Source organism: Paenibacillus campinasensis, assembly GCF_002272015.1.
In the GTDB taxonomy this organism is placed as follows: Bacteria; Bacillota; Bacilli; order Paenibacillales; family Paenibacillaceae; genus Paenibacillus_AQ; species Paenibacillus_AQ campinasensis.
Map to the genome: position 1 here is coordinate 1 of NZ_NPBY01000168.1, position 206 is coordinate 206.

General features: G+C 50.0%; 2 tRNA genes. Both read right to left on the reverse strand.

What is annotated here, in order from left to right:
- Positions 1–5: 5 nt before the first annotated feature.
- Positions 6–80, reverse strand: a tRNA-Gln gene (locus tag CHH67_RS25895).
- Positions 81–129: 49 nt separating this feature from the next.
- Positions 130–205, reverse strand: a tRNA-Val gene (locus CHH67_RS25900).
- Position 206 lies beyond the last annotated feature (1 nt).

Genomic DNA, 206 nt, shown 5'->3' on the forward strand with positions numbered 1-206 from the left:
TTACATGGCTGGGGATATAGGATTCGAACCTATGCATGACGGAGTCAAAGTCCGTTGCCTTACCGCTTGGCTAATCCCCAACATTACTTCTTCTTCGTTTAGGTTGTCCCATTCTGTAAAAAAGATGAATGGTGGAGGCTGAGGGGATCGAACCCCCGACCCTCTGCTTGTAAGGCAGATGCTCTCCCAGCTGAGCTAAGCCTCCA